At 57.8% G+C, this 23,191-nt stretch carries 26 protein-coding genes; 12 read left to right on the top strand and 14 right to left on the bottom strand.

What is annotated here, in order from left to right:
- Positions 1 to 29: 29 nt before the first annotated feature.
- The 3 genes from ACO54Z_RS06155 to ACO54Z_RS06145 form a co-directional block, all read right to left on the bottom strand.
- The gene (locus tag ACO54Z_RS06155; protein ID WP_485996234.1) at positions 30 to 3,872 is read right to left on the bottom strand and encodes a phosphoribosylformylglycinamidine synthase; all 3,843 of its coding nucleotides are present in this window, start codon (positions 3,870 to 3,872) and stop codon (positions 30 to 32) included.
- Positions 3,873 to 4,119: 247 nt separating this feature from the next.
- Complete coding sequence (locus ACO54Z_RS06150) at positions 4,120 to 4,710, bottom strand: Imm6 family immunity protein (RefSeq protein ID WP_485996233.1); 591 nt, start codon at positions 4,708 to 4,710, stop codon at positions 4,120 to 4,122.
- A gap of 41 nt (positions 4,711 to 4,751) precedes the next feature.
- Positions 4,752 to 5,384 (bottom strand): c-type cytochrome, encoded by a 633-nt coding sequence (locus ACO54Z_RS06145; protein ID WP_485996232.1) that lies wholly within the window; start codon positions 5,382 to 5,384, stop codon positions 4,752 to 4,754.
- A 53-nt stretch (positions 5,385 to 5,437) separates the two neighbouring features.
- Between ACO54Z_RS06145 and ACO54Z_RS06140 the strand changes: the two genes are divergently transcribed.
- The 5 genes from ACO54Z_RS06140 to ACO54Z_RS06120 all read left to right on the top strand — a co-directional run bounded on the left by ACO54Z_RS06140 (position 5,438) and on the right by ACO54Z_RS06120 (position 9,958).
- Positions 5,438 to 5,671: an accessory factor UbiK family protein gene (locus ACO54Z_RS06140; RefSeq protein ID WP_485996231.1), complete on the top strand. Its 234-nt coding sequence runs from the start codon at positions 5,438 to 5,440 to the stop codon at positions 5,669 to 5,671.
- A gap of 288 nt (positions 5,672 to 5,959) precedes the next feature.
- Positions 5,960 to 7,123 carry an amino acid ABC transporter permease gene (locus tag ACO54Z_RS06135; protein ID WP_485996230.1) on the top strand — a complete coding sequence of 388 codons (1,164 nt, stop codon included), beginning with the start codon at positions 5,960 to 5,962 and terminating at the stop codon, positions 7,121 to 7,123.
- Positions 7,120 to 8,217, top strand: a complete 1,098-nt coding sequence (locus ACO54Z_RS06130; RefSeq protein WP_485996229.1) for an amino acid ABC transporter permease — start codon at positions 7,120 to 7,122, stop codon at positions 8,215 to 8,217. Before ACO54Z_RS06135 ends, ACO54Z_RS06130 begins: the two co-directional genes overlap by 4 nt.
- Positions 8,214 to 8,960, top strand: a complete 747-nt coding sequence (locus ACO54Z_RS06125; protein WP_485996228.1) for an amino acid ABC transporter ATP-binding protein — start codon at positions 8,214 to 8,216, stop codon at positions 8,958 to 8,960. The genes ACO54Z_RS06130 and ACO54Z_RS06125 overlap by 4 nt, the downstream gene beginning before the upstream one ends.
- A gap of 110 nt (positions 8,961 to 9,070) precedes the next feature.
- Positions 9,071 to 9,958 carry a GIY-YIG nuclease family protein gene (locus ACO54Z_RS06120; protein WP_485996227.1) on the top strand — a complete coding sequence of 296 codons (888 nt, stop codon included), beginning with the start codon at positions 9,071 to 9,073 and terminating at the stop codon, positions 9,956 to 9,958.
- A gap of 38 nt (positions 9,959 to 9,996) precedes the next feature.
- Here ACO54Z_RS06120 and ACO54Z_RS06115 read toward each other — a convergent pair whose 3' ends face one another.
- The 4 genes from ACO54Z_RS06115 to gshA all read right to left on the bottom strand — a co-directional run bounded on the left by ACO54Z_RS06115 (position 9,997) and on the right by gshA (position 12,965).
- Positions 9,997 to 10,155: a hypothetical protein gene (locus tag ACO54Z_RS06115; RefSeq protein ID WP_485996226.1), complete on the bottom strand. Its 159-nt coding sequence runs from the start codon at positions 10,153 to 10,155 to the stop codon at positions 9,997 to 9,999.
- Between the two features lie 621 nt (positions 10,156 to 10,776).
- Positions 10,777 to 11,067 (bottom strand): hypothetical protein, encoded by a 291-nt coding sequence (locus ACO54Z_RS06110; RefSeq protein WP_298079453.1) that lies wholly within the window; start codon positions 11,065 to 11,067, stop codon positions 10,777 to 10,779.
- Positions 11,068 to 11,153: 86 nt separating this feature from the next.
- Positions 11,154 to 11,432, bottom strand: coding sequence for a hypothetical protein (locus ACO54Z_RS06105; RefSeq protein WP_485996225.1), 279 nt, complete (start codon positions 11,430 to 11,432; stop codon positions 11,154 to 11,156).
- A gap of 15 nt (positions 11,433 to 11,447) precedes the next feature.
- Positions 11,448 to 12,965, bottom strand: coding sequence for a glutamate--cysteine ligase (gshA, locus tag ACO54Z_RS06100; protein WP_485996224.1), 1,518 nt, complete (start codon positions 12,963 to 12,965; stop codon positions 11,448 to 11,450).
- A 78-nt stretch (positions 12,966 to 13,043) separates the two neighbouring features.
- On the opposite strand from gshA, the gene gshB reads away from it, so the two are divergent.
- Positions 13,044 to 13,973 carry a glutathione synthase gene (gene gshB / locus ACO54Z_RS06095; RefSeq protein ID WP_485996223.1) on the top strand — a complete coding sequence of 310 codons (930 nt, stop codon included), beginning with the start codon at positions 13,044 to 13,046 and terminating at the stop codon, positions 13,971 to 13,973.
- A complete protein-coding gene (locus ACO54Z_RS06090) occupies positions 13,970 to 14,119 on the top strand; it encodes a MerR family transcriptional regulator (RefSeq protein ID WP_485996222.1) in 150 nt (49 codons plus the stop codon). Before gshB ends, ACO54Z_RS06090 begins: the two co-directional genes overlap by 4 nt.
- Before the next feature lie 133 nt (positions 14,120 to 14,252).
- Here the strand turns inward: ACO54Z_RS06090 and ACO54Z_RS06085 are convergent, their stop codons facing one another.
- Positions 14,253 to 14,609, bottom strand: a complete 357-nt coding sequence (locus ACO54Z_RS06085) for a DUF6463 family protein (protein WP_485996221.1) — start codon at positions 14,607 to 14,609, stop codon at positions 14,253 to 14,255.
- 86 nt (positions 14,610 to 14,695) lie between these two features.
- Here ACO54Z_RS06085 and lplA point away from each other — a divergent pair, with 86 nt between their 5' ends.
- Positions 14,696 to 15,703 (top strand): lipoate--protein ligase, encoded by a 1,008-nt coding sequence (gene lplA, locus ACO54Z_RS06080; RefSeq protein WP_485996220.1) that lies wholly within the window; start codon positions 14,696 to 14,698, stop codon positions 15,701 to 15,703.
- Positions 15,704 to 15,758: 55 nt separating this feature from the next.
- Here lplA and ACO54Z_RS06075 read toward each other — a convergent pair whose 3' ends face one another.
- The 6 genes from ACO54Z_RS06075 to frdA all read right to left on the bottom strand — a co-directional run bounded on the left by ACO54Z_RS06075 (position 15,759) and on the right by frdA (position 20,966).
- Positions 15,759 to 16,988, bottom strand: coding sequence for a hypothetical protein (locus tag ACO54Z_RS06075; RefSeq protein WP_485996219.1), 1,230 nt, complete (start codon positions 16,986 to 16,988; stop codon positions 15,759 to 15,761).
- A gap of 55 nt (positions 16,989 to 17,043) precedes the next feature.
- The gene (locus ACO54Z_RS06070; RefSeq protein WP_298079334.1) at positions 17,044 to 17,463 is read right to left on the bottom strand and encodes a copper resistance protein NlpE; all 420 of its coding nucleotides are present in this window, start codon (positions 17,461 to 17,463) and stop codon (positions 17,044 to 17,046) included.
- Between the two features lie 149 nt (positions 17,464 to 17,612).
- Positions 17,613 to 18,026 carry a fumarate reductase subunit FrdD gene (gene frdD / locus ACO54Z_RS06065; RefSeq protein WP_485996218.1) on the bottom strand — a complete coding sequence of 138 codons (414 nt, stop codon included), beginning with the start codon at positions 18,024 to 18,026 and terminating at the stop codon, positions 17,613 to 17,615.
- Between the two features lie 10 nt (positions 18,027 to 18,036).
- Entirely contained in the window at positions 18,037 to 18,429 is a 393-nt protein-coding gene (locus ACO54Z_RS06060) for a fumarate reductase subunit C (protein WP_485996217.1), read from the bottom strand.
- A gap of 1 nt (position 18,430) precedes the next feature.
- Entirely contained in the window at positions 18,431 to 19,180 is a 750-nt protein-coding gene (locus tag ACO54Z_RS06055; RefSeq protein ID WP_485996216.1) for a succinate dehydrogenase/fumarate reductase iron-sulfur subunit, read from the bottom strand.
- A gap of 13 nt (positions 19,181 to 19,193) precedes the next feature.
- Positions 19,194 to 20,966, bottom strand: coding sequence for a fumarate reductase (quinol) flavoprotein subunit (gene frdA, locus ACO54Z_RS06050; protein WP_485996215.1), 1,773 nt, complete (start codon positions 20,964 to 20,966; stop codon positions 19,194 to 19,196).
- Between the two features lie 218 nt (positions 20,967 to 21,184).
- On the opposite strand from frdA, the gene ACO54Z_RS06045 reads away from it, so the two are divergent.
- Genes ACO54Z_RS06045 through ACO54Z_RS06030 form a run of 4 tightly spaced genes read left to right on the top strand, consistent with a single transcriptional unit; the run spans position 21,185 to position 23,180 of the window.
- Positions 21,185 to 21,811: a hypothetical protein gene (locus ACO54Z_RS06045; RefSeq protein WP_485996214.1), complete on the top strand. Its 627-nt coding sequence runs from the start codon at positions 21,185 to 21,187 to the stop codon at positions 21,809 to 21,811.
- A 32-nt stretch (positions 21,812 to 21,843) separates the two neighbouring features.
- Complete coding sequence (locus ACO54Z_RS06040; RefSeq protein ID WP_485996213.1) at positions 21,844 to 22,248, top strand: hypothetical protein; 405 nt, start codon at positions 21,844 to 21,846, stop codon at positions 22,246 to 22,248.
- Positions 22,249 to 22,271: 23 nt separating this feature from the next.
- Positions 22,272 to 22,673 carry a hypothetical protein gene (locus ACO54Z_RS06035; protein WP_485996212.1) on the top strand — a complete coding sequence of 134 codons (402 nt, stop codon included), beginning with the start codon at positions 22,272 to 22,274 and terminating at the stop codon, positions 22,671 to 22,673.
- 60 nt (positions 22,674 to 22,733) lie between these two features.
- Complete coding sequence (locus tag ACO54Z_RS06030) at positions 22,734 to 23,180, top strand: TM2 domain-containing protein (RefSeq protein ID WP_485996211.1); 447 nt, start codon at positions 22,734 to 22,736, stop codon at positions 23,178 to 23,180.
- The last annotated feature ends 11 nt before the right edge of the window (positions 23,181 to 23,191 follow it).

The following is a 23,191-nucleotide window of genomic DNA, read 5'->3' as shown; positions in this document are numbered from 1 at the left end:
TCTAGCGTTATTGCCGTGCGGGCGCGCGGTTATTTGAACGCCTTGATGCCTGCGGCGAAAATGTTCTGCGGGCGGAAGTCGGGGTAGTTTTGCTGGCCGTGGTGCTGGTGGCGTTCGCTGTGTCCCATTTTGCCGAGGATGCGGCCGCAGGGGCTGGTGATGCCTTCTACCGCGTAGAGTGAGCCGTTCGGGTTGTGTTTCGGGTCCATGCTCGGCGCGAGGTCGCCGGGGGCGGCGTACTGGAAGGCGATTTGTCCGTTTTTGATGAGCGCTTTCAAGACGGCATCGGAAGCGGTAAAGCGGCCTTCGCCGTGCGAGAAGTTGACGCTGTGCGCTTCGCCTATCTGGAAGTCGGCGAGCCACGGGCTGTGGTTGTTGGCAACGACGGTGGTGGCGATGCGCGCGATGTGGCGGCCAATGCGGTTGTGGGTGAGGGTCGCATCGCCCGGCGCGGGCGCGGCGATTTTGCCGTTTGGCAGCAGGCCGCTTTTGATGAGTGCCTGGAAGCCGTTGCAGATGCCGAGGATGAGGCCGTCACGTTCCAGGAGGGCGGCGATGGCGTCGGCGATGCGCGGGTTGGCGAGGACGTTGGCCATGTATTTGCCGGAGCCGTCCGGTTCGTCGCCCGCGCTGAAGCCACCGGCGAGGACGAGGATTTGGCTGTTGGCGAGGTTGTCGGCGAAGGCTTGCAGGCTGGCGTCGAGCGCGTCGCGGTTTTGGTTGCAGATGACGGTCTCTTTCACTTCGCCGCCGTTTTTGCGGAAGGCGCGGGCGGTGTCGAGTTCGCTGTTGGTGCCGGGGAAGACGGGCAGGCAGACGCGCGGCGTGGCGATGCCGCTCACGGTACGCGGGCGGCGTTGTGCGTCTTTGGCGGTGGCGAGCGGGACGCGCGTGGCTTCGCCTACGCTTTCGTAGAGCGGGTAAACGCTGGCGAGTGTGGCGCTGGCGATGGCGTAGAGGTCTTTGATAGCGGCGCTTTGGCCGTTGATTTCGAGTTTGCCGCTGTCGGTGGTGAAGCCGAGGTGTTGCAGGTTGTCGGCGATGCCGAGGCCGCCGTCGCTGCTGATGAGGTAGCCGCCGTATTCGGGGGCAAAGCCGTCTTCGAGTTGGTCGATGTGAACGCCGATGCCGTTGCCAATCGCGCTTTCGTAGAGGGCTTGCAGGATGCCGCCGTGGCGCACGGCGCGGATGCTTTTGACGTTGCCTTCGCCGATGGCCTCAAATAGGAAGCGGTTGTTGGCGGCAAATGCCTTGAGGTCGGGGCGGCCGAGCGCGTCTTGCGGGCAGCGCAGCCAGTAGAGTTGGTGGCCTTTGTCTTTGTATTCGGGGCTGATGACGCGGCGCACGTCCACCGCGGCGACGGCGAAGGCAATCAGCGTCGGCGGCACGTGCAGGTTGTGGTAGCTGCCGCTCATGCTGTCTTTGCCGCCAATGGCGGCGCGATTGAGTGCCGACAAGGCGTGATGCGCGCCGAGCAGGGCGGCGTAGGGTTGTCCCCAGTTGTCCGCCTCCGCGCCCATGCGGCGGAAGTATTCTTGCAGCGAGTAGTGCGCGGCTTCGGCGTTGCCGCCGCAGGCGACGAGGCGGGCGGTGGCGTCCACCACCGCGAGCAGGCCGCCGTGGTAGGGCGACCACGCGCTGACGGCAGGGTTGTAGCCGTGCGCGAGGATGGAGGCGGTGTGGGTTTTGCCTTCGGTCGGCAGTTGGTACACGCTGGCTTCTGCCGGGGTGCGCTGGTAGCGGCCGCCGTAGGGGACGAGGACGCAGGCGGCGCCGACGCTGTGGTCGAAGCGGTCGCCGAGGCCTTTTTGTTCGGCGTGGGCGAGGGTGGCGAGTTGCGCCTTGAGCGCCTCCACCCAGTTTTTCTCGCTGGCGACGGCAAGCGGGCTGGCGCTGTCGTCCGGTTCGGCAATGCGCACGCCGTGCTGCGCGCTGGCGGCGCCGTTGCTGTCGAGGAAGTCGCGCTTGAGACTAACGATGGTGTCGCCCTGCCAGTGCATGGTTAAGGTCGCGTCGGCGGTGACGGTGGCGACGTGGCTGGCCGTGAGGTTTTCGGCGGCGGCGAGTGCCTGCATCGTAGCGAGGTCTGCGGGGGCGATGACCACCGCCATCCGCTCTTGTGATTCGCTGATGGCAAGCTCGGTGCCGGAGAGGCCTTGGTATTTGACCGGGACGGCGTCAAGGTTGATGTCGAGGCCGTCTGCCAGTTCGCCGATGGCGACGGCGACGCCGCCCGCGCCGAAGTCGTTGCAGCGTTTGATGCGGCGGGAGAAGTCGGGGTTGCGGAAGAGGCGTTGCAGTTTGCGTTCTTCCGGCGGGTTGCCTTTTTGTACTTCGGCGGCGGATTCTTGCAGCGAGCCGCCGTGTTGTGCACGCGACGAGCCGGTGGCGCCGCCGCAGCCGTCGCGCCCGGTCGCGCCACCAATCAGCAGGACAAGGTCGCCCGGCGCGGGCTCTTCACGGCGCACGTTTTCCGCCGGGACGGCGGCGACGACCGCGCCCACTTCCATGTGTTTCGCCTTGAAGCCGTCGTGGTAGTACTCAACGATTTGTCCGGTGGCGAGGCCGATTTGGTTGCCGTAGGAGGACGCGCCCGCCGCCGCGCCTTCGGCGATGACCGCCTGCGGCAGTTTGCCGGGCAGGGTGGCGGCGTAGGGCTCGCGCGGGTCGGCGCTGCCGGAGAGGCGCAGCGCTTGGTAAACGTAGGCGCGGCCAGAGAGCGGGTCGCGGATGGCGCCGCCGATGCAGGTCGCCGCCCCGCCGTAGGGCTCGATTTCGGTCGGGTGGTTGTGCGTTTCGTTTTTGAATTGCAGCAGCCACGGGCGCGTTTGTCCGTCTTCATCGACGTCAATATAGACGGAGCAGGCGTTCACTTCGGCGGAAAGCTCCACGTCTTGCAGGCCGCCCTGCGCGCGCTGATATTTGGCGTCGATGGTGGCGAGATCCATCAGGGTGTAAGGGCGGGCGGCGGCTTTGTCGCCATAGACTGCCTGCCGCTGCGCTTCGTATCCGGCGAAATCGTCGGCAAGTGCCGCACCGAACTCCGTCTGCGGGAAGGTGATGTCGTGCAAGGCGGTGGCAAAGGTGGTGTGGCGGCAGTGGTCCGACCAGTAGGTATCCAGTACGCGGATTTCCGTCTCGCTCGGCTCGCGGTTTTCGGCGCGGAAATGGCTTTGTACCAGTTGCAAATCGGCCAGCGTCATCGCGAGGCCTTGTGCGGCGTGCCAGGCGGCGAGACCGTCCGCATCAAGCGCGTTGAACCCGTCATAACGCGGCACCGGATCGGCGGGGTGATGCGGCGGCAGCGCTGTTTCCGCCAAATCTTTCTCGCGGCTGTCGATGGGGTTAATCAGGTGCTGGCGCAGCTTGGCGCGCGCGTCATCATTCAAATCACCCTCAAACAGCCACGCCTGCGCGCTGGTAACCACGGTCGGCGCGAAGGCGTCATCGAGCAGGCGCAGGCATTGCATGGCGGAGTCGGCGCGCTGGTCGAACTGCCCCGGCAGCGGCTCAATGACGAGGGTGAAATCCGCCTTGGGCAGGGCGTCGCGCACTTCGTCGCTGACCGGGTCGCTGAAAACGCGGCTGATGGCAGCAGGCAACAGCGCTTCCGGGCAGTCGTAGAGGTCATACACGGCAAGCTGCCGCACCCGCTGCAATCCGGCGAGGTCAAGACGGGTTTTCAGGCGCTCGGTGAGGGCGTAATCGTCGGCAAATTCGGGACGTTTTTCGATAAAAAGGCGCTGGTGCATGGCGGTTTCCGAGTGAAGTAAAGATGACGCGGATTTTAGCATGGTGGCAGGCGGCAGGCGGCGGGCGGCGTCGCGGGCAGATGCAGGCAGGGTCAGGAGCGGTTTACTTTTGGCCGCCACACGAGGATTTCTTGCGCAGCTTGGGTTGGCGAGGTACGAGCAACCGGAGCAGCTCGCGCAGAGACGCTAAACAGGCTCTTAACATTTCCACGTTGGGTTACGGCACAAGCGCCTAACCCAACCTACGGACGGGTATTGCAATCCGACGGTGCGCCAAGGCGCACCCTATACTTTTTCTCTCGCTGCGCGCGAGCTGTTCCAGCTCCGCAGCGGGATTCGGCCTGCAGGGGAAGGGCATTGAAATCCCCTATGAAGCGGTATTGAGGCGGGCGAGTACCCAATCCTTGTCGAAGATGTCGTCCGGGTCGGCGGCGAGCAGGGCGAACATTTGTGTTTCCAGTTGTTCCGCACGCACGGCGGGGAAGATTTTTTGAAAATTTTGGGCAAAACCGTCGAATATTTCCCCGGATAGTTCAAACCCTTCGGTTGATGGGGGTTGTACATGGTGATGGTGTTTAAAGCCGTTATACAAAATGAAGCCGACTGATTCAGTGATACAAATCCATGCTGCCAGCAATACTTCATCATTTTCATCCTGCATAAGCATCAGCAAACTGTCTTTAGTCTCTTCATCTTCAAAATAATGATAAAAATCGGCGGGATGAATTTCCCGGTGCGTCAGCCAATGCCAGCAGGCATCAAGCGCCTCGCGGATAAAGGCAATATGCGGCGAGGCGTGCAGCAGGGGAACGGTGCATTCGGCCAGACCGAGGTAGTAAACCATTTTTTGGTCGCCATTTAATGCCAGCCATTGTCGGTAGTGCATGGGGATTTCCTTTGGCTTGATGAGGGTTGGAACTGCCGGGCGGCGCTTGCCCGCACGCAAAGCCAGCGCCACGGGGTACGCTCTGGCGCACGCTTTCTCCGCCCTGCGCTGTTTTACGGCGCCTGTGTCGAGAGCCAGGCGGCGACGGCGGCGCTGTCGGCGTCATCCAGTTGGCGCGCGGTTTGGAACATCCCCTTAGGGTCGGCGCTGTCGTTCGCGCGGTCGCCCTGTTTCCACGCGGTGATTTGTGCGCGCAGGTAGGGCGCGGGCTGGGCGGTGATGGCCGGGATTTTGCCGTCGCCGCGGTTGTCCGCGCCGTGGCATTCGCGGCAGGGTTTGATTTGTTTGTCGGGGTCGCCCGTCTCGGCGAGCTGTTTGCCGCGCGCCAGTTGGGCGGCGTCCGCCGTGGTGGTGGTGGTCGCGGCAGTGGGCGGCAATGCGGCGTAATAGGCGGCGATGTCGGCCGCCTTGCCTTCGTCCAGCATCATCGCAAAGGTTTTCATCGAGGCGGCGCGGCGCTCGCCTTTTTTGTAGGCGGCAAGCTGGGCGGCGAGGTAGTCGGCGTTGATACCGGCAAGGCGCGGCCAGGAATCGGCACCCGCGCCGTTGTCGCGCCCATTGCCGTCTTCTTGGTGGCAGGCGGTGCAGGCACCGGTGAGTGCCTTGCCGCGCGCGGGGTCGCCGTCAGCAAGGGCAACGGTGGGGAATATGAGGAGTGCAGCGCTGATGATGAGTGAATTTTTCATGTTTGCCTCTCGTGTTAAACTGCATTTGTCATTATCTATGAGCGGAGGACGCGATGAAAAGTAACCCTTTTTCTTTTTTGCTGGATCAGTTGGAGCAGAAAATGCCGGATTCGCTGCGCCCGGTGCAGGCGGAGGTGAAGGCGGCGGCGCGTTCGCTGCTCGATGACAAGCTGGCGCAGTTTGACTGGGTGCCGCGCAGCGAGTTCGAGGCGCAGGCGCAGTTGCTCGCGCAGGCGGAGGCGCGCATTGCCGCGCTGGAGGCGAAGCTGGAGGGCAGGGGCGCGTGAGTGTCCTTTGTTTTTTGTGGTGCCGGTTTTGTCGCTTTGCGGATGGTTTGCTGCCCCCACCCCAACCCTCCCCCACGGGGGAGGGAGCCATTCGGCGGTATGCGACGCTTTGTTTGTTGAATTAAGACGGTGCGCCAAGGCGCACCCTATGTTTTTTTTAGGGTATGAGGTTATGCGAAAGGCATCGGCGGTAGCGATGATGAACCCCAACCCAACCCTTTCTCGCGCTTCGCGCGAGCTGTTCCAGCCCCACAGGGGGAGGGAGCCGTTTTGTTGAGGTGTTGTTTGATGTGGTATGCAGCTTCTTTCCGGCGGGCGTTGTTTCAGCTCCTGCTGCTGGCGCTGATTGTCGTGGTCGCGCTCATGCTTTGGCGCAATACGGCGGCAAATATGGCGGCGCGCGGGCTGGTGTTCAGTTTCGGTTTTTTGGATAACCCCGCCGGGTTCGCGGTCAGCCAGCATTTGTTGCCCTATCAGGAAAGCGACAGTTACGGCTGGCTGTTTGTCATTGGTCTTTTGAACACGCTTTTGGTGTCGCTGCTCGCCATTGTCGCGGCGACGCTGGTCGGTGTCGTGGTCGGCGTGCTGCGGGTGTCGCGTAATTGGCTGCTGCGCAAACTGGCGGCGGTGTATGTGGAGGTGTTCCGCAATATTCCGTTGTTGTTGCAGCTTTTTTTCTGGTATTTCGCCGTGCTCGCGGTGTTGCCCTCGCCACGCGCCAGTTCGCTGCGTCTCGGTTGTGATGAGGCGGGTTGTCTGGCGGTGTTGAGTAATCGCGGGCTGTCGCTGATAGCGCCGCTGTGGCAGTCGGCGCTGCAAACGGCGCTCGCGCTGTGTGCCGTTGGTATTGTTTTCGCCGCGCTGCTCGCGCGCTGGAACCGCCGCCGTCAGGCGCAAAGCGGGCAGGTGTTGCGCCTGTGGTGGGCGTATCTGCTGCTCGTCGTCGCCCTGCCGCTGGCCGCTTTTGCGCTGCTGGTTGAGCCGTCGCAGTTGTCGCGCCCGCTGTTGCAGGGTTTTAATTTCCGCGGCGGGGTAACGCTGTTGCCGGAGTTGATGGCGCTGTGGCTGGCACTGTCGCTTTATAGTGCCTCTTACATCGCCGAGTATGTGAGGAGCGGCATTGCCTCGGTGCCGCGCGGCCAGTACGAGGCGGCGGAAGCGCTCGGCCTGCCGCCGGCGCGGGTGATGCGCCTTGTGATTTTGCCGCAGGCGCTGCGGGTGATGGTGCCGCCGATGACCAGCCAGTTTTTGAATATTGTGAAAAATTCGTCGCTGGCGACCGCCATTGCCTACCCGGATTTGGTCTCGGTCTTCACCGGCACCGCGCTCAACCAGACCGGGCGCGCGGTGGAGATTATCGGCCTGACGATGGCGGTTTATCTCGCCATCAGTCTGTTGATTTCGCTGGCGATGACGCTTTATAACCGCCGCATCAGGATTGTTGAACGATGAGTGATTTTTCTTATTTGCCCGACCGCCCGCCGCCCGCCTCGGAATTTGGCCTGTGGTGCTGGCTGCGCCGCAATTTGTTCGCCACGCCCTTGCACGCCGTTTTGACCGTGCTGGCGCTGTACGCGCTTTACCGCATTGTGCCGCCGCTTTTCAACTGGGCGCTGTGGCAGGCGGATTTTCGCGGCTCGACCGCCACCGATTGCACCTCCGGCGGTGCCTGCTGGGTCTTTATCAAGGTGCGGCTGAACCAGTTTCTCTACGGCTTTTACCCGGAAAGCGAGCGCTGGCGCGTCTGGCTGCTTTTCCTCGGCATCGTTCCGGCGAATTTCCTCGCGCTGTGGTGCTGTGGCGGGCGCAAACGCCTGCTGGCGCTGCTGTTCGCGCTGTTCGTGCTGCCGGTGCTGTCGTGGTATCTGCTGCGCGGCGGCGTCTTTGGCCTGCCGGAAGTGCGGCCAAACCTGTGGGGCGGGATGATGCTGACGCTGGTGGTCGCCTCTGCCGGGCTGGTGTTTTCGCTGCCGTTTGGCGTGTTGCTGGCGCTGGGGCGGACGTCCGATATGCCGTTTCTGCGCGGCGTCTGCGTCGCTTTCATCGAACTGTGGCGCGGCGTGCCGCTGGTGACGGTGCTGTTTATGGCAAACGTGATGCTGCCGCTGTTCCTGCCGCCGCAGCTGCATATCGACAACCTGATGCGCGCGCTGATTGGCGTCGCCCTCTTTGCCTCGGCCTATATGGCGGAAGTGGTGCGCGGCGGCCTGCAAGCGATTCCGCGCGGGCAGTTTGAAGCGGCGGACAGCCTCGGCCTCGGTTACTGGGCGAAGATGCGCCTCGTCATCCTGCCGCAGGCGCTGACCACCGTCATCCCCGGCATTACCAACACCTTCGTCGGCCTGTTCAAGGACACCACGCTGGTTTCCATCATCGGCCTCTACGACTTCCTCGGCATCGTCCACTCCGCCGGGCAGGACCCCGCCTGGCTGGGGCATGGCATGGAAGGTTACGCCTTCTGTGCCCTCGTTTACTTCGCCCTCTGCTACGGCATGAGCCACACCAGTTACCGCATCGAACGCCATTTCACCCCGGAGCGCGCATGACAGACGCCATCACCATTCACCGCCTCAACAAGTGGTACGGCAAATACCACGCGCTGAAAGACATCAACCTCGACATCGCCAAAGGCGAGCGCCTCGTCATCTGCGGCCCGTCCGGCTCCGGCAAATCGACGCTTATCCGCTGCATCAACCGCCTCGAAAACTATCAGGAAGGCGAAATCCGCCTGGATGGCGAACTCTTGAACGGCAGCGTGCGGCAGACGCGCGACCTGCGGCGCAAAGTCGGCATGGTGTTCCAGCAATTCAACCTCTTCCCGCACCTGACCATTCTCGAAAACCTCACCCTTGGCCCGGTGTGGGTAAACAAACAGCCGCGTGCGCAGGCGGAAGCGGTGGCGCGGCAATACCTGGAGCGCGTCGGCATCCGCGACCAGGCGGACAAATACCCCGGCCAGCTTTCCGGCGGACAACAGCAACGGGTCGCCATCGCCCGCGCGCTGTGCATGGACTGCGACGTGCTGCTGTTCGATGAACCGACCTCGGCGCTTGACCCGGAGATGATTAAAGAAGTGCTGGACGTGATGGTCGAACTCGCCGAACACAGCCAAATCACCATGCTGGTGGTGACGCACGAAATGGGCTTCGCCCGCACCGTCGCCGACCGTATCGTCTTCATGGACAAAGGCGAAATCCTGGAGCGCGCCACCCCGGAAGACTTCTTCACCAATCCGCAACACCCGCGCGCGCAGGAATTTCTGAGCCAGATATTGTTGCAGACGGGATAGCGTTTACATACACGATAGCCGCTATCCTGTATGTAAACGACAGCCATAGGGTGCGCCTCGGCGCACCACCGCAAAATTTTCCATCCATCCAATCTGTAAAGGAGCCTTGCATGAGCCAACATCCGCAAACCATCCAAATCTATCTGCCCAAAGGCAATCCGCGCGGTCTGCGCATTGCTGAAATCATCAACCGCACCGTGCGCCTGTTTGAAGTTCCGCGCCCTCTGTTGGCTGATTTTTTTAAGCTGGATGAATCAAAGCAGGTCGGTGTCTATTTCCTCATTAAAGAAAGCGAAGAAGAAGGCACATTGCCACGACTCTATATCGGCCAAACAGGCACTCTGACAGCCAGACTTAAGGAACACGACAGTAAAAAAGACTTCGATCGCGCGCTTGTCATGGTCTCGAGCACAAACAGCATGACGCAAACCCATACGCTCTTTCTTGAATCGTTGGCGATTAAGGCAGCCAAAGAAGTTGGTCGTTACACCCTGGAAAACAGCAATGCAGGCACTCGCCCGCATACCCCTGCCCCGCTAAAAGCAGAATGCCTTGAACTGCACGAAACCACCGCATTACTGCTCACCACCCTCGGCCAGCGTATTTTTGAGGCAACGACACAAGATACCCGTGCCGAAGGTGTCAGTACCCCTGCCGAACAAAGCGAAGCCTTCTACCTGCGCCAACCACAACACAGCGTGGAAGCGAAAGCTGTATATACCACGGATGAATTTGTTGTTCTTGAGGGTTCGGCAATCCGCTCGAATAGCGTAGCCTCATTCGAGGGAACAGGGGCAGCGCGAGTGCGCCAACGCCTGATTGAAGAAGGCATATTGGCAGCAGGCGAAGACGGCATTTACCGCTTTACCCGTGATTATTCATTCAAAAGCCCCAGCGGCGCGTCCGATGTCATCCTTGGGCGCTCGACTAATGGCTGGCAGGAATGGCGTAACGAGGCCGGCAAAACATTAGATGAACTCAAGCGACAAGGCGCATAAAAAATCCCCGGTGATGCCGGGGATTTTTTGTGCGGGATTCAGTTACCCCAAAAGAAGTCAATGATGCTGTCCCAAATGATGTCGATGAATACCTTTCTTAACAGCCAAAGGATACCGCGGAGAATCGCCAGGATTGTTTCCACGATAATGCGCAATACGGCAATGATGGCGTCAAGGATGGCTTTGAGGATGGACATGGTGATTTCCTGTATCTGGTATTTTTTTACCGTTATGCTTTATCCGCTTTTTGCCAGAATTTCAGGCGGATTTTTTTGTTGCCATGCACGGCAGAAAGGAGGATGCAACCTGTTGGAATCATGGAAAAGACTGCAACCATGAGTGCCAGTAACAAGCAATTACCCTTTGCGCCGGTTATGGTACACATAAGCATGATAAACAGACAGGCTACGGCATAAATGATGGCAAGCGGCAGTATTTTGGTTTTTCGGTTCTTTTTCTATAGCCATCCACCGAAAGCCTCATACTGTGTTGCGTCGCCTCGCCTCGCCGTACAAATGCGTACTGTCTTCGGCGACGCGCCTTGTCTGAAACTTTCGGTGGATGGCTATACATATTAGACCTCTTTACAAACCAGGCAAAGGGATAGATTTTTGGAATTTGTATCCCTGCCCCCACCCCAGCCCTCCCCCACGGGGGAGGGCTGGGGTGGGGGCAGCAGACAACAGCCCGGCAGGTTTGGGATTTTGTCGGGTTGTCGTGCAAGTTATGGTTTGGAAGGAATTCTATTGACGTCCATTCGTAAATCGGGTACTTACGCTCGGCATTTTTGATACTGAACAGGATTGTCCGCTCTGCGTTTATTCGTTATCCGGGTTTTGTCGCTTCCAGAATTTCAGCCTGATTTCTTTGTTGGGATGAAATGCAAGCAGATGGGTAAAAGTGGCAGTTCCCAGTACAAAGCCAGCCAAGATGAGCGCAGCCATCGGGCGATTGTTTTTTGCCCATACCGCATCAGGTAAATGCATCAGCACAGGATAGGCAACAATGTAAGTCAGGATAAGCAGCAATATTTTTTGTTTAAAGGATTTTTCCCAACTTCCAATAATTTTTCCGATAAATAACACAATTCCCAAAAATACTTTTGTCATTCTCCCTCCGTATTTATTACAACAGCTTGTAGGTCGGGCACTTGTGCCCGACGTTTCCATGTCGGCCATAAATGGCCGACCTACGTTTATTCGTTATCCGGGTTTTGTTTTTTCCAGAATTTTAGGCGGATTTTTTTGTCGGGGTAGAAATGAATGAGGTGATATATGCCTCCTGATGACACCATAAATACGATAGTGATAAGAAGTATGCTAATCTGCGCATCCCAGGCATCCGTAATTACTCCGACAATATAGATAGCGATACCGCAAAGGATTAAAATAATAACTTTGTGATTCCACGGTTTTTCTATACCGCCAATAATATTGCCAATAAAGGGAACGAACCCTAACAGTATGTAGTACATTATTTTCTCCAGTAGTTATTGCAAGAGTTCCTGCAACGGCGCGAAGTGCTCGCGCAGGTAGCTTTCAAAGTCGGGCTGGGGTTCGGCTTCTTTTTCGCGCTGTTTGTCGAGGCTGGCGGCGGCCTGTTCTTTTAAGGTTTGTGCGACGTCGGCGGCGAGTGGGGCGTGCAGGGTGGCGGCGTGGCGGTCGCGCCAGTCGAGGTGGTAGTTGAGGAAGCCCTGTTGGTTGCCGTCCTGCGCGCGGTAGGGCAGGTGGCGGCGCGCTTCGACTTCTTTGATGAGGGCGGCGAGGGCGGCGCTGGTAGCACGCTCGCCGCGTTCTGCGTCCAGCCGCGCGGCAACGGGTTCGAGTGCGTGCAGCAGCTCAAGGGCGACGGTTTGCACGGGGCGGTCGCGCTGGTGTTGTTTGAGGGTGAAGTGGTCGGCGAGGCCGCAGCAGGCGGTGCGCAGGCGGTTGTGCGCGTTTTCGTCGCGGGCGCTGTGGTTTTGCGGCGGTTCGGGGTTCAGGATGACCCAAAGCATGAAGGTTTCGAGGAGGCGCAGTTGGTCGAGGCTGACGCCGCAGGGGTCTTCGGGGTTGCAGTCCAAGAGGCGCAGTTCGAGGTAGGCGATGCCGCGCCGCGCGAGCGCCAGTGTCGGCAGTTCGTTGTTTTTGATGGGTTGTTTGGGGCGGGCGGCGGTGTAGTATTCGTTGGCGATTTGCAGGATATGGGTGCTGATTTGTTTGCGGCTGCCGTCGGGGTTGTAGAGGCCGAGGTGCTCAAAGCGCGGTGCGGGGGTCGATACGGCGCTGGCGAGGTCGCGGGTGTAGGTGGCGAGGTCGTTGAAGCTGATGGTGAACGGGGTTTTGTTCTGGTAGCCGAGGTCGCTCATGCGCAGGCTGGTCGCGCCCGTCCAGCCAAGGGTGTGCGGTGCGAGCGGGTCAAGCACGGCGCGCGCCGGGATGAAGCTGTCGTGCACCGCGGGGGAGGCGCCGTAGAGGTAGTTGATGAGCCAGGCGTGGCGGTTGATGGCGCGCAGTGCGCCCATGTAGCGGCGGTTGATGTAGTCCTGGTCGGCGGTCTCGCCGTCGCGCGCCGCCAGTTGCGCCCACAGGGCGGCGGGCGGCGAGTAGTTGAAGTGGATGCCGGCGATCATTTGCATGGTTTTGCCGTAGCGGTGGCCGAGGCCTTCGCGGTAGAGCCGCCGCATTTTGCCGCCGTTGCTCGTGCCGTAGTAGCCGATGGCGATGTCGTCGCTGTTTTCCGGGAGGATGCAGGGCATACTGCCCGGCCAGAGGCTTTCCGCGCCGATGTTTTGCGCGCTGTAGCGGTGCAGGGCAAGGAGTTGGGCGTAGGCGGCGTCCGGCGTGGGGTGCGGGTCGGTGACGAGTTCGAGCAGGGTTTCGGCGTAGTCGGTGGTGATGTTCGGGTGGGTGTAGGCGCTGCCGAGGGCGACGGGGTGCGGCGTGGTGGCGAGGGTGGCGTCGGGATTGGTGCGCAGGGTTTCGCGTTCGATGCCGATGTTGCCGTGGGCGAGGGTGAGGTCTTGCATGGCCGGTCTCCGTGGAAATGGTAATGAAGCGGCATGATAGCTTATGATGCTTTTTTCAGTAATGTTTGGAGGTATGTGATGAATATTGCGGTATTGATGGACGAGCTGGAGTCAATCAAGCCTTACAAGGACACGACGTTTGCGCTGATGCTTGCCGCGCAGGCGCTCGGCCACCGGGTGATGGTCTTCGGCCAGCGCGACTGGCAGGTGCGCGACGGCGCGGTGCAGGCGTATGTGCGCACGGTGCAACTCCATGATCAGGATGAGGATTTCTTCCGCGTGCTGAACGAGGAGGTGATTGACCTCGGCGATGTCGATGTGGTGCTGCAACGCAAGGATCCGCCGTTTAACCTGCGCTATGTCTATGATTCTTATATGCTCGATTTGCTGGAGGCGCAGGGGGTGCGGGTGGTCAATCCGCCGCAGGCGCTGCGCAACATGAACGAGAAGTTCGCCATTACCCGCCTGCCGCAATGCACGCCGGAGACGCTCGTTACCAAGTCGCGCGGCGAGATTCTCGCCTTTCTGCGCGAGTTCGGCGAGGCGGTGGCGAAACCGCTGGACGGCATGGGCGGCAGCGGCGTCTTCAAGCTGACCCAGGGCGACAAGAACACCAACGCGATTTTGGACGCGATGAACCCGGACGGCCTGCAAACGCTGATGGTGCAGCGCTATCTGGACAAGGTGAGCGAGGGCGACAAGCGCATTCTCGTCATCAACGGCGAGGCGGTCGATCACGGGCTGGCGCGCCTGCCCGCCGAGGGCGAGTTCCGCGCCAATCTCGCCGCCGGTGGCCGGGGCGTGGTGCAACCGCTAACCGAGCGCGAATGGTGGATTGTCGAACAGGTTAAACCGCTGATTGCCGAGCAAAAATTGTATCTGGTCGGGCTGGACGTGATTGGCGGTTATCTGACGGAGTTAAACGTCACCAGTCCGACCTGTATGCGCGAGATTGAGAAGGCAACCGGGCAGCACATTGCCCGCCGCTTCTGGGAGGGCTTGGCATGAAGCCTGTCGCGAAAAAGCCCGCTGTTACCGGCGAAAAACTGCAAGGCGAGGCGCTGCTTTGGCGTTACGCGCGCCAGGCGGAGGACGCGGAAGGTGAAAGCGACCATGTGCCGGGTTGCCCGTGTTGCAGCGGGCAGGAGCGGTGAAAGCGGGGGTTCGCCCCGCTTTTTCTTGATTTATAGCAATCCTCGCAAAGCCCTGTACGGTGTTGCGCCGCCTCGCCGTACAAAGACGTACTGCCTTCGGCGTCGCGCCTTGTACAGAACTTTGTGAGTATTGCTATACCAATCTGCCTTTGGCTACGACAAACGCGGTCGCCAGCGCGAGCAGCAATAGCGGGCCGGGTTTTGGCAAGAGCAGGGCGATGAAGGCGGCGAGGGCAAACAGCGCGAGGATGGGCAGCCAGCCGAGGCGCCCGGCATCGGCCAGTTGCCAGAAGGTCAGGCCAATCAGCATCAGCGCGAAACCGGCGACGACAAACCAGAGAAAGGCGAAGGTCTGCGGTTCGCTGCTGTGTACGCTGTTAAACACGCCCTGCGCGCGGATGCGGTGCAGCGCCTCGCGCATGGACAGCACGGCGAGGGTATTGTGCAGCACGCCGGTGGCAATGAGGGCAAGCGAGAGCCATTTCAGCATGGGGAACTCCGGAAATGATGATGCCTTATGGTATAGAATTTCCGCCAATACATCATGAGAAATTCAAACCCTTTTTGGAGCCAATTATGCAATTTGTCGATAACCGGGAAATTACCGACCCGCGTACCAATATCGCGCTGGAAACCTATCTGGTGGAAAACCGCCTGAGCGATGAGCCGCTATTGCTGTTTTACATCAACGAGCCGTCAATTATTATTGGCCGCAATCAAAATACCGTGGAAGAAGTGAACCAGGCCTATGTCGAAGCAAACGGGATTCACGTCGTGCGGCGAATGTCTGGCGGTGGTGCGGTCTATCATGATTTGGGCAATTTTTCCTTTTGCTTTATCCAGGATGAAAACAGCCTGTCGCGCGATTTCTCCGTTTTCACCAAACCGGTTATTGAAGCCTTGCATCAAATGGGCGTTGCCGGTGCTAAACTCGAAGGACGCAATGATTTGCTGATAGACGGCAAGAAATTTTCCGGCAATGCAATGTATGTCAAAAATGGCCGCATGACTGCCCACGGCACCATTCTCTTTGATGCCGATCTGGATGCCGTTACCCAGGCACTGAAACCTCGTGCAGACAAAATTGAATCGAAAGGTATCAAATCAGTGCGCAGCCGCGTCACCAATATCAAACCCTTTGTCGCACCGGAATACAAGGATATGACTACGCGCGAGTTTCGTGATGCGCTGTTGCTGCATATCTTTGGCGTCAAAGACCGCGCGCAAGTGCCGGAATACCATTTGACCGATGCGGACTGGGAAAAAGTCGCACAAATCCGCGCCGAACGCTTCGCCAACTGGGACTGGAATTATGGCAAATCGCCCGCTTTTACCAGCGAGCGCTATTACAAATTCCCGCAAGGTGCGGTCGATTTCCGCTTTAGTGTGGAGCGCGGCGTGATTCAGTCGCTGAAAATCTACGGCGATTTCTTCGGTATGGGCGATATTGCCGACGTGGAAAAATTGCTGACTGGTATTCCTTACCGCCGCGAGGCGGTCGAACTGGCTTTCAGTCAGATAGATAGCCGCTATTATTTTGGTGGAATAGAAAGCAGCGCGCTGGTGGATTTGCTGGTAGGTTGAGAAGACATAAAAAAACCGGGCGCGATGCTCGGTTTTTTGTCACGGTATCTATCTATTACCGTACCACCTGCCGTTTTTGCCCAAACAGGACGGCAAAATTAAGTAAAAGGCCGATGAAAAAAAGGGTTTCTTCATGATGGTTTGGAAATGATGTGCTATCGGTTAGTGTCAGCCAGATTGCAATTGCGGCAATGAGCAGGTTAATGATGAGTACCATATAGGCGAGCAGGGCAGGGCGGGTAACGGTTAAGGGTGGCGGTAGCGGTTCGTTATGCAGAAAGGCATGGGCATAGGTGCCAATGGACTTGCCAATGTCGGCGCCAAAATTATCAATGGTAATTTCTTGCTTACCGCCGTTGCGGTCAGTGATAACCAATGTTTCCGGCTGATAGCGGGAGGCTGGATGGTAATTGACGCTGCGAATTTCCGTCCAGTAAAGGGAAACGGGCTTGTCGTCATAGGGATAAATTGTCAGGGTTTTGTCATCGGCGCGAGCGAGAATGCGACTGCGATCAGCATGAAAATTGTGGCGGTAGCATTGCCATGCAGCGCGGCATAACCAGAGGACAAAGAGAATACTGCACACGACGAGTCCTTGCGCAAGCCAGGGGGAAAGAGCGATGTAGTGCAGGATGGCCGTATCAAGAATGATGATTACGGCAAGCATCATGGCACAGACAAATATTTTTAGATTGGCGTTGGCAATGCTGGATGCGCCCGGATACCAGCATCGTTCAGGAATGGGCGTATGTGTTTTTGAGGCTGTAGTTGTGATTTCCGGGGCGGGATTGGTGGTAGCGGCATGGCAATTATCTTGCAGATAGCGCATGGCCACGGCGGCAATTTCCGGTACTAATTCAGCGCGTAATTCCAATTCAAAGCGTATGGTGGTTTTTGTGCCGTCGCGTGTTTCCATGAACAATTTCAGCGGAAAAGGATCATCGGGATAGCTGATTTTGTGTAAATCTGTCCAGCGCCATTGATGAGTGATACAGTCGCGCAGATTATAAAAGGTAATGCCCTGACGGTCGCAAATAACCGCCGGGGTATGATTGTCACAAATGCGGGTCAGGTATTTATGTAGCGGTATAAGCGCTTTGAGTATTGCCATGAAGAGGGCAATTATGACCAGATAGTGAAGAATGCCGGAAACGAATCTGTCAGCAATAAAGGAAGCCAGTGGCAGGGCAATGACGGCGAGGGCAAAAATGATAATGCCCGGCCAGGCGATGAGGCGCTGCCAGCTTTGGCTGTCGGGGTGGTTGAAGTCGGGTTGGAATGACATGGTTTGGGGAAGATTTTCAGGCCGGGCGTGGATGCCCGGCCTGCATTATTGGGGTTTATTGTTTTTTCAGGCGGTAGTTGGCGTTTTCTTCTTCGCTGCGGCCGCCATTCGTGCCGTCGCTGTCGCGCATTTCCAGTTGGTTGTCGCCAATAGCGTAGGTGAAACCGTCGCCGTTTTCGTCAAGATGAATCAGGGTTTTGTCGTCGCTTTGGCGGTAGCGGCCAGTAACGGTTTCCGGTTTGGCGTCCGGCACTTCAAGGAAGAGCGTGGTCAGGCGGTAGCTGCCGTCGGCGTTGAGTTCAAGCGTGGTCTCAATGCCGGCGCAACTGGCGCAGGGCAGCACGCCTTTGTAGGTGCCGATAAAGGCAGGCGTGGCTTGGGTGGTGGCGGGTTTGTCGGCGTCGCTTTTTGGCTGGTCGCAGGCGGCAAGGCTGGCGCCGAGGGCGAGGAGGAGGGAAAGGGTCAGTTTTTGCATGGCGAGTCTCCGGTTGAGTTGGGGATGTTTATGACGTCGTCCCGGGCGATGCGGGAAAGGCCAATTTTGGCACAGTCGTAACTGCTGTGAACGTCGCCTGCACGAAAAAGCGCAGCTCCGGCTGCGTTTTTTCGTGGGCGGGGCGGGTTTCAGAACCAGCCTGCGTAGAGGGTGAGGAGAAAGACTGCGATGGTCACGAGGTAGCAGATGTTACGGAAGCGGTTGCCGATGTGGTAGTGCAGGTCGTGCAGCAGGTAGTAGAAGCGGTGTACGCCGTGCCACATCATCGAAAAAATGATGCCTGTGAGTACCAGATAGACGAATTTGTTGGCCACAAAGCCGTGGATGCTCTGGTAGAACTCCGCCGGGCTGCCGAGCCAGCCGAAGGGCAGGGCGATGGAGAGGACGATGATAATCGGTGCCAGTGCCAGCGCGGCGATGGTGCCGCCGACGGAGAACAGTCCCCAGTAAATCGGCTTGAAGTGGCGCAGGTGGCGGGCGTGTTCGTAATTGAAATGCCACCAGTAGGTTTTGTTTGCGGTTTTTTCGATGTTTTCGCTCATGGTTTGCTCCTTATGCCAGCCAGGCGACGATAATCAGCAGGATGACGAGGACGCCGCCAAAGGCACCCCAGCCCGCGCGGATAAGTACCTGGTCGGGCAGGAATTTTTCGCCGCGCTGGATGCGGATGGCTTTCGGCATCGCCTCAAACCAGGTTTTGCTGTTAAGCAGGGCACCGGCGATGCCGACGAGGTTCAGCAGGAACATAATCGGGTTTTTCTGCCAGGCTATCCAGCCAAGCCACGCTTCCTGGCTGCCCGCAAGGCAGGCGATGCCGTAGAAGAGGTTGAGCGCGGTGATGGCGGTGGTGATGGCGGTTGCTTCGCGCCACATATACCAGATATAGAAGCTGCTTTTTTTGTACCAGCCGTCGGGTTGCTGGTGGATGTAGGGTTTGCGTGCCATGTCATGCCTCCTTTTTGTCCTTGGTTACCATGCTCATCGCCCAGTACGGGACGGCGGCGGCTTTGGCCTGCTGGATGGCGCCCGCCGGGTCAACGTGTTTCGGGCAGACGTTGGAGCAGGCACCGACGAAGGTACACGGCCAGACGCCGTTTTCGTCGTTGAGCGCGCTGAAGCGCTGGCGGTCGCCCTGGTCGCGGTTGTCAAGGTTGTAGCGCTGGGCGAGGGCAATGGCCGCCGGGCCAAGGAAGTCGGCATTGATGCCGATTTGCGGGCAGGCCTGGTAGCAGAGCATACAGTTGATGCACATGGTGTACTGCTTGAATTTCGCCAGTTGCTGCGGGGTTTGCAGGTATTCTTTTTCGGCGAGCGCGCGCGGGTTTTTGGTGATGATGAACGGGCTGACCGCGTTCAGTTTGTTGATAAACGGGTCAAGGTCCACGACCAGGTCTTTTTCAATCGGGAACTGGTCGAGCGCGCCGATGGTGATTTCGCCGACGTCGGCAAATTCGCGGACGAAGGTGGAGCAGGCAAGGCGCGGCTGACCGTTGACCACCATGCCGCAGGAGCCGCAGACTTCCATGCGGCAGGACCAGCGGTAGGCGATGGACGGGTCAAAGTCGTCTTTCAGCAGGGCAAGGGCGTCGAGGATGGACATATCCTGTGTCCATTCGATTTCAAAGGGTTGCGCCCAGGGTTTTTCGTCCTCGTCAGGACGGTAGCGCATCAGGTTGATTCGGATTTTGTTGCTCATGATGGGGTGCCTCTCAGTGGTTTGCCTTTTCTGCTTCTGCGCCGTACACCCGTTTCGCCGGTTGCGATTTGGTGATGCAGACGTCGCTGTAGGCAATTTCCGGTTTGTCGCCGTCGCGGCGGAAGGCGAGGGTGTGCTTGAGGAATTTGTCGTCGTCGCGCTCCGGGTAGTCGAGGCGCTGGTGCGAACCGCGCGACTCGGTGCGGCTTTCGGCGGAATAAATCATCGTTTCTGCGACGTCCAGCAGGTAACCCAGTTCGATGGTGGTCAGCCAGTCGGTGTTAAAGGTGTCGCTGTGGTCGGTAACGCGCACTTTTTCGTAGCGCGCTTTCAGCTCGTTCAGCTTGGCAATGGCGCGCTCGCTGTTCTCGGCGCTGCGGTAAATGCCGATTTCCGCTTCCATCATGCTGGTCAGCTCTTTGCGGATGTCGCTGGGTTTTTCCGTGCCGCCGCTGCGGTTCTTCAGCTCGGCAAACGGTTTCCAGGCTTCTTCCGCCATTGCGGCGAATTGTTCCTTGCTGGCGAAATAGCCTGCGCTGCTCGCGTGTTTCCAGGCATCTTCCCCGGCTACCTTGCCGAAGACGCAGAGTTCGGCGAGCGAGTTGGAGCCGAGGCGGTTGGCGCCGTGCAGACCGACGGAGGAGCATTCGCCGACGGCAAACAGCCCCTTGATGCGGGTTTCGCAGCGGGAATTGGTTTCGATGCCGCCCATGGTGTAGTGCGCGGTCGGGCGTACCGGGATCGGTTCGTGTACCGGGTCAACGCCAACGAATTTTTTCGCCAGCGAGCAGATAAACGGCAGCCGTTCGGTGAGGTAGGCTTCGCCGAGGTGGCGCAGGTCGAGATTGACCACCGCACCGCGCGGGTTTTCGATGGTGCGGCCTGCTTTCCACTCGTGGTAAAAGGCTTGCGAGAGTTTGTCGCGCGGGCCGAGTTCCATGTATTTGTTCTTCGGCTCGCCAATCGGCGTTTCCGGCCCCAGACCGTAATCCTGCAAATAGCGGTAGCCGTCCTTGTTGGTGAGGATACCGCCTTCACCACGGCAGCCTTCGGTCATCAAAATGCCGGAGCCGGGCAGCCCGGTCGGGTGATACTGCACAAATTCCATGTCGCGCAATGGCACACCGTGGCGGTAGGCGAGCGCCATGCCGTCGCCGGTGACGATGCCGCCGTTGGTGTTGAAGGCGAAGACACGGCCTGCGCCACCGGTGGCGATGATGACTGCTTTTGCCTGTACCGCGCGCAGCACGCCGTTTTGCACGTCATAGCAGAGGACACCGTGCAGCTCGCCGTTGGATTCAATCAAATCGAGGGCGAAGTGTTCGTCGAGGCGGTGAATGTTGGGGAATTGCAGCGAGGTCTGGAACAGGGTGTGCAGCATATGGAAGCCACTCTTGTCAGCGGCAAACCAGGTACGCGGAATTTTCATCCCGCCGAAACGGCGCACGTTGGCGCGGCCATCGGGCAGGCGCGACCACGGGCAGCCCCAGTGCTCCATTTGAATCATTTCTTCCGTGGCGTGTTCAACGAAATATTGCACCACGTCCTGTTCGCACAACCAGTCGCCGCCGGAGACGGTGTCGTTGAAGTGGTATTCCAGCGAGTCATCGTCGCGCACCACGCCTGCCGAGCCGCCTTCTGCCGCAACCGTATGGCTGCGCATCGGATAGACTTTTGAAATCAGGGTGATTTTTGCGTTTGGTGCGCTGCGGGCGATTTCAATCGCCGCGCGTAACCCGGAACCTCCGGCGCCAATGATGGCCACATCGGACTGGATAATATCCATAAAGTACCTCTTGTTATGCCTCTGTTAATAATGTGGGCATTTTAACATGATTCGCCGGGGCGTCAGCAGGGGAAAACGCTTTTTTCTGAATAAAAATAGCCTGTTGTGAGAACAAGAAGGGTTCTAATTTACTAAGCCTGCGCAAGTATTTTGGCAAGAATGGCACCGTTTTGGCGAAGATGTTGTGGATTTGTGCGTTTTTGCCAACATGAACTCACATGAAGCGGGCAGGGCGCAGACAAAATTGTCGCGGTGCGGGCGTTTTTATGGCGCTGCTACAATGCCTGGGAGTCAAAACTGGAGTACGGGCAATGGAAAGAAATGGCGACCTGATTGGCACTTTTGAGCGTAAACAGCGGATGCGCGCGCTGTATCGCGGCGAGATTATGATTAACAGCGAGCTGGGCGACATTCAGAAACTGATTGATGAAGACCGCAAGGCGGAAGCGGCGGAGCGCTATTTTGACGTTTTCCGCGTTATTCGCGCCCATTGTCGCGTCAATCGCCTCATTTCCGCGCTGTTGGTTTTACTAATAGCCGTTTGCCTGTTTGCCATCGTCTGCGACCTGCACGCGTCGCAGAGGAAAATTTATGAAGGAATCATCGAACTTTCCCTGTCTGTTCTGTTTGTCCGTTTTTATATCAGCGGCGAATATATACGGCTTGACAGTCGTAGTTTGGGACGGTTTGCCCCGGAATATTGGTGGAAAATATTCGCCATTGGTGAGGCCGTGCAGATGCCGGCTGTTCAGCGGGCTTTACTGCCGCAAGATATTTTTTATCTTTGCAACTATTGGCATATGCGCTATGGTCGCATCGTCAAGGCGCATTCATATTCCTGGTAAATACCGTTTCTATCATGTGGAGGAAAATCAATATGTCTCTTGCAACGGCTTTCAAAAAAATGCACCCGCTGCAACGGCGGCAAATCGCCAATATCCTGGGCTGGATTGCTGCGCTACTAATGTTCGCACATTTTTACATCAACACTAGTCGGGCAGGAATCCTGTTGTATTTGCTTACTGCCTGCATCATCTGGCTTTTCGCCGTTTATTTGGCGGGCATTGGTGGCAGGGCGTTCAAGAAAAAAGGAATGCTGTTGCGGCGGATCAATAACGAGCAGCGCGCATTTATTGCGGATAGTGGTACTGCTCTGGGAATGTTGCTGATCGTAAACGCCAGTATCCTAGAATATAAATGGTGGCACATTTTGCTTTTGTTTGTTCTTGTCATGATTATTTTTGCTTTTTGTATTGCTTTGGTTGGTATCAAAGATAAATAAGTTTTGGCTACTATGGAGCTTTTATGAGTATTGAAATTTTCTTGAAGAAAAAACAGAATCCGGCGCAATGCAAAAACACGGCAGACTTGCTCGGCTGGTTTGGCCTTGTATTGGCGCTTCAAAAAGGCTATACCGTCAGTACAGGCTGGCAAATGTTATTGCTGGTATCACTCGGCTGTGCGCTGTGGTTTTTTGCAGTTTATATCGTTGGCCTGCATGGCAAGAAAATCCGTAAGGGGACGTTATTCCATCGACTCAATGAGGAGCGACGGGTTTATATTGCCGGGCATTGCGGCTTTCTTGGCGCCATTCTGATTTTTATTCATTGGTACCTGCATTCATCGTGGTCAGTGCAGCTCGCTGTTGTTGTCGCAAGTTGTGTGCTGTGGATGTTTTCGGTATATTTGGTCGGTATTAGAAATTAGGCGAGACTGCTAACCCTTGTTTTAATCCGTAGCGATGCTACATATTAGTTGGAGTACATCATGAAAGGAACCATCCTTGATTATAATCCGCAAAATCAAAATGGATTGATTGCCGGTGAAGACGGCAAACGCTATGTCTTTGTGCAGCACGACTGGAAAAGTAACATTGCGCCGCAAAATGGTCAGGAAGTGGATTTTTCGCCTGCGGGTGAGCGCGCGGGCGAAATTTACCGCATTGAGCGTCCGCTGCTTTTTACTTCTTCAAAAAAGTTGCCTGCTGCATTGCTTGCCTTCTTTTTGGGCAGTCTTGGCGTGCACAAGTTTTTCCTCGGTTATACCAGGGAGGGAATTATCATGCTGCTGTGTTTTTTCCCCGGTATGTTGCTTTTGGGCATTCCAACCATTATTGCCGGGGTAATTGGGCTGGTTGAGTGCATTATTTATGCCTGTAAACCAGATGAGGATTTTGAGCGGATTTATGTGCAGGGAAGGCGTCCGTGGTTTTGAGCGGGCGATAA

This window comes from Cardiobacterium sp. (genome assembly GCF_057314735.1).
The sequence above is the reverse complement of the archived record's forward strand: the minus strand, read 5'-3'. Positions and strand labels throughout refer to the sequence as shown.